The organism is Inquilinus sp., assembly GCF_057815775.1.
Genome location: NZ_JBYRFX010000086.1, coordinates 1 through 9,581, shown reverse-complemented (window position 1 = coordinate 9,581; position 9,581 = coordinate 1). Strand labels below are relative to the sequence as shown.

Genomic DNA, 9,581 nt, shown 5'->3' with positions numbered 1-9,581 from the left:
AGTTCGGCGCGACCATCGGATAGTCGGCCGACAGGCCCCAACGCTCGCGATACTGGTCCGGCGTCAGGTTGTACGCCGTCATCAGATGCCGCTTCAGCATCTTCAGCTTCTTGCCGTCTTCGAGGCAGACGAGATAGTCGGGTGTGACCGACTTCTTGATCGCCACAGCCGGTTCCGGCCGCGTCAGCACCGGCTCGACCGGCTTGCCGAGACCGTTCAGCGCCGTATAGATCTGCTCGATCAGGCCCGGAAGATCGCTCAGCGCGACCGTGTTGTTCGCCACATGCGCCGATACGATCTGTACGGTCAGCTTGCGCGTTTCGTCTTTCGGCGATAGCGGCAGATTGCCGGCCCCGTCCCCGTTCATGAATTTTCTCCGTTGGAATCGATGCGCGATTGATATCGTGATCGACGGTCAAGTCCAGGTTTTTGTGAATTTTCTTACGGAATCTTCACTGTGCTGCGGTTTTCTTTGACCGGCAGCGCCATTCCGACAAGTTGGACTTCCTGGGACTGACCACGTTTCCAACGGGGAAATCAAACGGGGCAGACACCGGTCCCCGGGGGCCATGCCGGCCCCGGGGACCCGCACAGATCCTCAGCTTCCGAGGTAGGTTTCCATGGAATCGTCGAGCGCTTCCAGCCAGGGCGTGTGGTGCGTCGGCGACATCGTGCCGGTCATCAGCGACCGATAGGCGTGATTGCGGAAGCCCATGATGTCTTCCGCCTTGTGATGCTCCCACTCCATGAAGGTCTTGTTGGTGGCCTCGATGTCGAAGCTCGGGTAATCCGTCTCGGCCAGCAATTCCTTCACATAGTCGCCCTGGAACCAGATCATCTGTTCGGCGCCGTCCAGCGCCTCTTCCCGGGCCCGCCACTTGGCAAAATGGGCCGTCCGTTCGGATTCCGGCGGCAGCTCGATGCGGCCCATCATGACGTCGCGCGCCCACCAGGCCTGGGCATCGAACATGTTGAACGTATAGAACTGGTCCTGCATGCCGATGTAGAACAGCTGCGGGTTGTGGTCATAGACCACACCTTTGTACAGGTTGTCGGTCCACAGCCGGTTCGCCGTCTTCAGGCGCAGATCATCCGGCAGGAACGGGAAATGATGCTGGTAGCCGGTGCAGAGGATCAGCGCATCGACCTCTTTCGATGAGCCGTCGAGGAAATGCGCCGTGCGGTTCTCGAGCCGGGTCAGCAGCGGCCGCTCCTCGAAATTCTTCGGCCATTTGAAGCCCATCGGCTTCGAGCGATAGCTCGTGGTCACCGACTTGGCGCCGTATTTCCAGCACTGCGAGCCGATGTCCTCGGCCGAATAGCTGCGGCCGACGATCAGGATGTCCTTGCCCTTGAATTCGACCGCATCGCGGAAATCATGAGCGTGCAGCACCCGGCCGTTGAACGACTTCACGCCCTCGAAATACGGCACATGCGGTGTCGAGAAATGGCCGCTGGCAACGACGACGTAATCGAACTCCTCGTCATACATGCGGTCTTCGACCCGGTTGTGAGCCGTCACGGTGAACTTCTTTGTGGCCTCGTCGAACTTGACCATGCGCACCGGCGTGCTGAAGCGCACCCAGGGGCGGACATTCGCCTTGTCGACCCGGCCCTTGATGTAGTCCCACAGCACGGCCCGCGGCGGGTAGGACGCGATCGGCTTGCCGAAATGCTCCTCGAAGGAATAGTCGGCGAATTCCAGGCATTCCTTCGGCCCGTTGGACCAGAGGTAGCGGTACATGCTGCCATGCACCGGCTCGCCGTATTCATCCAGCCCGGTGCGCCAGGTGTAGTTCCACAGGCCGCCCCAATCGGCCTGCTTCTCGAAGCAGACGACCTCCGGGATCTCGGCACCCTTCTGGGCGGCCGACTGAAAGGCCCGCAGCTGGGCGAGGCCGGACGGGCCGGCACCGATGACGGCTACTCTGGTCATGGAAAGTCCCCTGTCGCTGGCATGCTGTTCTTCGCGCGCATTGTCGTCGTTCAATCCGGCCAGATGCCGGGGCTGGTCGGGGTGCCGTCGTCATGGGCCGACAGCCAGGCGATGGTGTCCTCGCGATAGCGCGTCAGCCCCTTGTAGTCGACCAGCTCGGGCGGCAGCGTCCGCAGCACGCGCGGCAGGCGCCGGGCCCATTTCGGCACGGTCACGATCTCGTTCATGTTCATGAGGTAGCAGCGGATGACGAACAGGATCGCGTTTGACCGCGGCAGCCGCCACAGCGTCTGCAGCTCGACCCGCAGATGCACCTTCTCGCCGACATTGTCCGGCGTCACGGTCGCCCGGTCCGGGCCCCATTTCGGATAGTTCTCCGGGCTGGTGTCGAGCCGCGGGTTGATCGTCATGGTCCAGTTCAGCCGGCGCGTCGGCCTGCCCTGCTGCAGGTTGAGCAGGAACTTGAGCGCCCGTTCGAAGATCCCGATCTGGTGCGCCAGCGGCACCGGCCCGTGCCATTCCATGAAGTTCATGCCGAGGTCGAAATCCAGCGACCAGTCGGCCTGGGTCGTCACCATGCCGGCATCCATCCACAGATTGCCGTTGCGCTGGTCGACGATGCAGAAATCGCCCTGCGCCTGCCGGGTGATGTATTCGAACGGCTCATAAGGCAGCGTCGACGGGTTGCCGAAGGTGAAGCTGTCGTCGATGCCGAGCGGCCGGTTGATCCAGCGCCACTGGTCGCCGTTGCGGATCAGGGTGAAATGGTCAGGGTAGCCGGCCGCCTGCTCCTCCATCAGCAGCTCCAGCGTGTCCCATTGCGCGCTCATCATGTGCGGCAGGGCCTGGTAGCGCAGCGGATCCTCGGCCAGCACCAGACCCCGGTCCCGCATCTCGGCGACGTAATGCTCGTCGACGTCGATCAGGTTCTCGAACACCGTGCCGGCCTGCCCACGGACATGCGGTTCCATGTTGACGGAGTACATGTAGGCGTCTTCGTGGAACGGGAACGGGAACCGGCGGATGTTCGCCGGGCTGTTGCGGTAGCTGAAATCGTCGCGGAAGGTCTCCTGCTTGAAGACGATCGCCATGTCCGGCCTCCTTGTCCCGCCTTGGCGGCGTTTGGCTACAGGTCGAGATGCAGCGTCGTCCCCTCGAACCGGGACACGCAGACCATGACCTTGCGGCCGGCCGCCTTTTCGTCTTCCGTCAGATAGACGTCGTGATGCAGCAGCGTGCCGTCGCAGGCGACGACCGCGGCCTCGCACTGGCCACAGGCCCCGCCGCGGCACAGGAACGGCGCATCGACGCCCGCCGCCTCGATCGCATCCAGCATGCTTTCGTGATGGCCGACCCGCACCGTCTTGCCGGACCGCAGCAGCCCGATGGTGAAGGGCTTGCCGGGCAGCGGCGCCAGGAAGCGCTCGGAATGCAGGTTCTCGGCCGGCCAGCCGGCCTCCACCCCCGCCTTCAGCACGCCGTCGATCATGCCGGAGGGGCCGCAGACATAGAGATGCGTGCCCAGCGGCTGGCTGTCGAGCAGGCGCCCAAGCGGGATGGCCTCGCCCTCCGCATCGCAATAGACCGTGACGCGATGCGGGCCATAGCGGTCCACCAACTCGCGCCAATAGGCGCCGCGGTCGTGGCTGCGGATGGCGTAGTGCAGCTCGAAATTCAGGCCTTCGCGGGCGAACTGCTCCATCATGGCGATGAAGGGCGTGATGCCGATGCCGCCGGCGAGCAGCAGATGCTTGCGGCCGCGCCAATCCGGCTGGAACAGGTTGATCGGGTGGCTGATCTTCAGCGCATCGCCTTCCCGGACCCGGTCATGCAGGAAGGTCGACCCGCCGCGCGAATTCTCGACATGCAGCACGCTGACCTCATAGGCCGAGCAGTCATGCGGCGGCGACATCAGCGAATAGGCGTTGCGGCGGATGTGGCCGTCATCGTCCATCGAGACGATGACATGCGCGCCGCCGGAGAAAAACGGCATCGGCTGGCCGTCCAGCCGTTCGAAGCGGAAGCGCTTGACCCGTTCGGCGACCGGCGTGATGCGGGCCACGCGGACGGGAAGTTCGGTGCCGCCGCTCATCGGAACAGCTCCTCTGGCGCCGGCGCGGTGCCCGGCGCTTCGGCATCGACATTCACGCCCTGGAAGGCGCCGAGCCGGCGGGAATAGTGATCCCGCACCAGCAGCGCCAGACCGCAATGGCTGCAGGCGAAGGGGCTGGTGGTCACGTCCTCGGTGATGCCCTTGCAATGGACGCACTGGACCCGCCGGGCCAGCGAGCCGCGATGTTCGGTAACGATGGAGGCATGGTCCATGCCGCGATCGAGTGCCACCGCCATCGCCTGGCCGATGAAACCTTCGGTGCCGGAGATGTAGAGGCGCGTGCCCATGCGCGCTGTCGCCAGCGTGCCGTTCAGCCGGAACACCAGCGTGGCGATGCTGGGCACGGCGCTGAAGGCGCTGGCACCGAGGCCGAGCAAGGCCTCGTCATGCCCCCGCCCCTGCGAGCCGCAGGGGGCGTACAGGATCTCGCTGCGGGACAGGGCCGGGCCGTCGAGCGCCGCGCGCCGGTCGAGCAGGGCCAGCGCCCCTTCGCCTTCGAGCGCGAAGACATGCCGCCGGGCGTGGGGCTGGATCTCGAGGCCCCGATAGACCGGCCGGCTCTTGATGCCTGCGACGAGCATGGCCGGCGCCTAGCCCACGGCAGTCCGCTTCTTCTTGTCCGGGTCGTCGAAGGGCAGCGTGTGGGCGCTGGCGGCTGCCTCCAGCGCCTTGCCGCGCACTTCGAGCTTGGCGCCATGCACCGCCGTGTCGACGTCGAGACGGGCGATCGCCATGGATTTCCGGGTCAGCGTCGAATAGCTCGGACAGGTGATGACGCCGACCTTGCGCCCGTCGGCCCAGACCTCGTCGCCGCCATCGGCCTGGCGGTCGGCATCGATCAGCAGGCCGAAGATCTTGAACCGCTCCTTGCCCTGCAGGCGGATATGCTCCTCCGCCCCGCGGAAGCCGGTCTTGCCCGGGCTGACGGTGAAGTCGAGGCCGAGTTCCCACAGCGAATCCCCGGGGCCCTGGTCGGCGAAGGGATACATCTGCGAATTGTCGTAGGGGTAGAACAGCAGGTAGCTTTCGACCCGCAGCAGGTCGAGGACGCTGAAGCAGCACGGGATGATGCCCATGCCCTTGCCTTCCTCGACGATGCGGTCCCACACCAGCGGCGCGTCCTGGCCGCGCACGAAGATCTCGTAGCCGCGCTCACCGGTGTAGCCGGTGCGCGAGATCATCACCGGCACGCCGAACAGCGTGGTCTGCATGTGATGGAAGTATCTGAGGTCGCGGATGCCGGGGACGTGCTGGGCGAGATAGTCGACCGCCAGCGGCCCCTGCAGCGACAGGTCGTGCAGGTCGTCGTCGAACAGCACGACGCAATTGCGCCCGGCCGCCTGCTTGACGAGCTCCTCATGGCCGGAGCCGGAGCCGTGCACCAGCATCCAGGCATTCGGCCCGGTGCGGTAGACGATGCAATCCTCGGTGAAGTAGCCGCGGTCGTTCAGCATGCAGGCATAGACCGACCGGCCGGGGGTGATCTTGGCCATGCTGCGGGTGGTGATGTATTCGAGCACGGCGATGGCGTGCGGCCCGACCAGGTGGACCTTCTTCAGGCCCGACACATCCATCAGGCCGGCCTTGGTCCGGACCGCCACATGCTCTTCCGACATGTCCTTGGCGTAGGTCCAGGCGGTGCCCATGCCGCTCCAGTCCTCGAGCTTCGACCCCAGCGCGCGATGACGGTCCGCCAGGGCTGAAAAGCGCCACGATAGAGCCATCGTCCGGTCCCCTGTTTTTACTCTACAGAATATTTATTTCCTCACTATAGGCATGTTTTGCGCCGTGACAAGCCGATCTTGCGGGGTACGTCGGACCTAGAACCCGGGCGCCGGCCGGCCGGCTGCACGATGCGCCGCGATCACGGTGTTGGCCATCAGCATGGCGATCGTCATCGGCCCGACGCCGCCCGGAACCGGGGTGATGACCGCGGCCACATCGGCCGCTTCGGCGAAGGCGACGTCGCCGACCAGCCGGGTCTTGCCCTCGCCCTTGTCCGGCGCGGGGACCCGGTTGATGCCGACATCGATCACGGTGGCGCCGGGCTTGATCCAATCGGCCCGCACCATCTCCGGCCGGCCGACGGCGGCCACCAGGATGTCCGCGCGGCGGCAGACCCCCGGCAGGTCGGCGGTGCGCGAATGGGCAATGGTGACCGTGGCGTTGGCGTTGAGCAGCAGCTGCGCCATCGGCTTGCCGAACAGGTTCGACCGGCCGATCACCACGGCGTTGAGGCCCGACAGATCGTCGCCATGGGTGCGGCGGACGAAGACCATGGCGCCGGCCGGGGTGCAGGAGACGAGGCCGGTGGCGAGGTCGCCGGTCGCCAGCTTGCCGGCATTGACGACATGCAGGCCGTCGACATCCTTTTCCGGCAGGATCGACTGGATGATCGGGTCGGACTGCAGCGGCTTCGGCAGCGGCAGCTGGACCAGGATGCCGTGGATCGACGGGTCGGCGTTCAGCGCGGCGACCAGCGCCGCCAGATCCGCCTGCGACGTCGTGGCCGGCAGCGTGTGCTGCACGGAGGTGAAGCCGCATTCCTTCGCCATCCGGCCCTTGGCGCCGACATAGGCATGGCTGGCCGGATCGTCGCCGACGATGACGACGGCCAAGCCGGTCTTCACGCCGGTCGCGGCCTCCAGCGCCGCGGCCGCCGTCTTCACGGAGCCGGTGATGGATGCCGCGACCTGCCGGCCGTCGATGACCTCGACCATCGGTTAACCCATCCGTTCCGAGGCGTAGCTGCCCGGGCTGGCCGGGAAGACCACGGTGCGGTTGCCGTTGATGAAGGTGCGGTGGTGGATATGGGCGTGCACGGCGCGGGCCAGCACCTGGCTTTCCACGTCACGGCCGATCGACACGTAGTCGTCGGCGCTCTGGGCATGGGTGATGCGGGCGGTGTCCTGCTCGATGATCGGGCCTTCGTCGAGGTCGGCGGTGACGTAATGCGCCGTCGCCCCGATCAGCTTCACGCCGCGCTGATAGGCCTGCTTGTAGGGGTTGGCGCCCTTGAAGCTGGGCAGGAAGGAATGGTGGATGTTGATGATCCGCCCCGACATCTTCCGGCACATCTCGTCCGACAGCACCTGCATGTATCGCGCCAGCACGATCAGCTCGGTGCCGGTCTGCTCGACCAGCTCCATGATCTGGGCCTCGGCCCGCGGCTTGTTCTCCTTCGTCACCTTGATGTGGTGGAAGGGGATGTCGTGGTTGACCACGACCTTCTGGTAGTCGAAGTGGTTCGAGACGACGCCGACGATGTCGATCGGCAGGGCGCCGATCTTCCAGCGGTACAGCAGGTCGTTCAGGCAATGGCCGAACCGCGACACCATCAGCATGACCTTCGGCCGTGCTGCGTTGTCGTAGTAGTCGTAGGTCATGCCGAACGGCGCCGCGACCGCGACGAAACCTTCCCGGAGTTCGGCCTCGGTGCGGCCTTCCTCGGACAGGAAGCTGACCCGCATGAAGAACTCGCCGGTGTCGAGATCGTCGAATTGCGAGCTGTCGATGATGTTGCAGCCCTGCTCGGCGAGATAGCCGGAGATCGCGGCGACGATGCCGCGAGTCGACTTGCAGGATACGGTCAGCACGAAGTTCTTCATCCGGTCCATCCCGAGGCCTTGGTCATTGCGAAAGCAGGCATGCGACTTATCGGCCGTGCGAGACCGTCACGCGAGGCGCAAAGCGCCGCCCTTGAGTTCAAAAGCGGCGCGCCCGGTCGGGGCCCGCAACGACGGTTCGGCCGCTCGATCGCCGGGATCAGATGTCGAGCGTGGTGTCCTGCTCCCACTGGGTGAAGTGGGACGCGAAGGCATTCCATTCCTGGTGCTTGAGCTTGAGATAGGCGGCGGAGAAGTCCGGACCGATCGCCTGCTTGAGGCTTTCGTCTTCATCAAAGGCGCGCAGCGCGTCGAGCAGGTTGAGCGGCAGGCGCGGCGCGTCTTTGACCAAATGGCCTTCGGTATACATGTCGATGTCGTGATGCGGCCCCGGATCGGCATGGCTGCGCAAGCCATCCAGCCCGGCGGCGATGATGACGGCCTGCAACAGGTACGGGTTGACCGCGCCGTCCGGCAGCCGCAGTTCGAACCGGCCCGGGCCGGGCACGCGCACCATGTGGGTGCGGTTGTTGCCGGTCCAGGTCACCGAATTCGGCGACCAGGTCGCGCCCGAGATCGTGCGCGGCGCGTTGATCCGCTTGTAGGAATTGACCGTCGGGTTGGTGATCGCCGCCAGCGCGGAGGCATGCTTCATGATGCCGCCGAGGAAATGCCGGCCTTCGGCCGACAGCTCGAATTCGGCCTCCTTGTCGGCAAAGACGTTGGTCCGGCCGCTGTTGTCCCAGACCGAGATGTGACAATGGCAGCCATTGCCGGTCAGTCCCTTGAACGGCTTCGGCATGAAGGTCGCGCGCAGCCCGTGCTTCTCGGCGATCGACTTGACCATGAACTTGAAGAAGGAATGCTTGTCGGCGGTCTGCAGCGCGTCGTCGAATTGCCAGTTCATCTCGAACTGGCCGTTCGCGTCCTCATGGTCGTTCTGGTAGGCGCCCCAGCCGAGCTCCAGCATGTAGTCGCAGATCTCGGCGATGATGTCGTAGCGGCGCATCAGCGCCTGCTGGTCGTAGCAGGGCTTGCCCGCCGTATCGAGTTCGTCGGAGATCCGGCTGCCATCCGGGGTGACCAGGAAGAATTCGGCCTCGACCCCGGTCTTCACCCGCTTGCCTTCGGCCGCGGCCTCCTTGACCAGGCGCTTCAGCACGTTGCGCGGGGATTGGGCGAGCAGTTCGCCATCCAGCTTGCAGTCGCTGGCGACCCAGGCGACATCCTTCTTCCAGGGCAGCTGGATGACGGAGGACGGGTCCGGCACGGCGAACAGATCGGCATTGGCCGGCGACATGTCGAGATAGGTGGCGAAGCCGGCGAAGCCCGCGCCATCTTCCTGCATCGCGGCGATCGCCTGGGCCGGCACCAGCTTGGCGCGCTGACCCGAGAACAGGTCGGTGTAGCTGATCATGAAATATTTGATGCCCTTGTCTTTCGCAAAGGCAGCAAGATCCAGCGTCATTCTCAGCCCCCTGTGGCTTCCCTTAGACATTTCAGTCTTTATCAGGCGTCAGTCTTCATCAGGCGGCTGGGGCGGTTCCGCCCCAGCCGCCTGCCGTCAGTCGCGTCCCTGGCCTGGGATCCAGTCCGTGCCCGCCAGCGGCACCCGCGCCATGGCGGCGGCCGGGACCGTGAGAGCGCAGAGGTCTTCGGGTTCCAGGTTGTGCACGTGATTCTTGCCGCAGGCACGGGCGATGGTCTGTGCCTCCAGCGCCATGACCTTGAGATAATTCGCCAGGCGGCGGCCGGCCGCGACCGGGTCGACCCGCTTCATCAGCTCTGGGTCCTGGGTGGTGATGCCGGCGGGGTCCTTGCCCTCGTGCCAGTCGTCATAGGCGGCGGCGGTGGTCCCCAGTGCCTCGTATTCCGCCGCCCAGCGCGGATCGTTCTCGCCGATCGCGATCAGCGCCGCGGTGCCGAT

10 protein-coding genes are annotated in these 9,581 nt (G+C 65.3%); all 10 read right to left on the bottom strand.

The features are described 5' to 3' along the window. A partial coding sequence (locus AC3XYG_RS03215; protein WP_489138371.1) for a Ros/MucR family transcriptional regulator occupies window positions 1-367 on the bottom strand: 367 nt, incomplete at its 3' end. A gap of 231 nt (window positions 368-598) precedes the next feature. Then, a complete protein-coding gene (locus AC3XYG_RS03210) occupies window positions 599-1,936 on the bottom strand; it encodes a trimethylamine monooxygenase (protein WP_489138370.1) in 1,338 nt (445 codons plus the stop codon). 50 nt (window positions 1,937-1,986) lie between these two features. Then, a complete protein-coding gene (locus AC3XYG_RS03205; RefSeq protein WP_489138369.1) occupies window positions 1,987-3,027 on the bottom strand; it encodes a heme-dependent oxidative N-demethylase family protein in 1,041 nt (346 codons plus the stop codon). 35 nt (window positions 3,028-3,062) lie between these two features. Continuing rightward, a complete protein-coding gene (locus AC3XYG_RS03200) occupies window positions 3,063-4,028 on the bottom strand; it encodes a PDR/VanB family oxidoreductase (RefSeq protein ID WP_489138368.1) in 966 nt (321 codons plus the stop codon). Next, the gene (locus tag AC3XYG_RS03195; protein ID WP_489138367.1) at window positions 4,025-4,630 is read right to left on the bottom strand and encodes a dimethylamine monooxygenase subunit DmmA family protein; all 606 of its coding nucleotides are present in this window, start codon (window positions 4,628-4,630) and stop codon (window positions 4,025-4,027) included. The genes AC3XYG_RS03200 and AC3XYG_RS03195 overlap by 4 nt, the downstream gene beginning before the upstream one ends. A gap of 9 nt (window positions 4,631-4,639) precedes the next feature. Beyond that, window positions 4,640-5,773, bottom strand: a complete 1,134-nt coding sequence (locus AC3XYG_RS03190) for an aminomethyl transferase family protein (RefSeq protein WP_489138366.1) — start codon at window positions 5,771-5,773, stop codon at window positions 4,640-4,642. A 96-nt stretch (window positions 5,774-5,869) separates the two neighbouring features. Then, entirely contained in the window at window positions 5,870-6,769 is a 900-nt protein-coding gene (folD, locus tag AC3XYG_RS03185) for a bifunctional methylenetetrahydrofolate dehydrogenase/methenyltetrahydrofolate cyclohydrolase FolD (RefSeq protein ID WP_489138365.1), read from the bottom strand. Between the two features lie 3 nt (window positions 6,770-6,772). Beyond that, window positions 6,773-7,657: a formyltetrahydrofolate deformylase gene (gene purU / locus AC3XYG_RS03180; protein WP_489138364.1), complete on the bottom strand. Its 885-nt coding sequence runs from the start codon at window positions 7,655-7,657 to the stop codon at window positions 6,773-6,775. 157 nt (window positions 7,658-7,814) lie between these two features. Continuing rightward, window positions 7,815-9,122 carry a type III glutamate--ammonia ligase gene (gene glnT / locus AC3XYG_RS03175; RefSeq protein ID WP_489138363.1) on the bottom strand — a complete coding sequence of 436 codons (1,308 nt, stop codon included), beginning with the start codon at window positions 9,120-9,122 and terminating at the stop codon, window positions 7,815-7,817. A gap of 96 nt (window positions 9,123-9,218) precedes the next feature. Continuing rightward, a partial coding sequence (locus tag AC3XYG_RS03170) for a glutamate synthase-related protein (protein ID WP_489138362.1) occupies window positions 9,219-9,581 on the bottom strand: 363 nt, incomplete at its 5' end.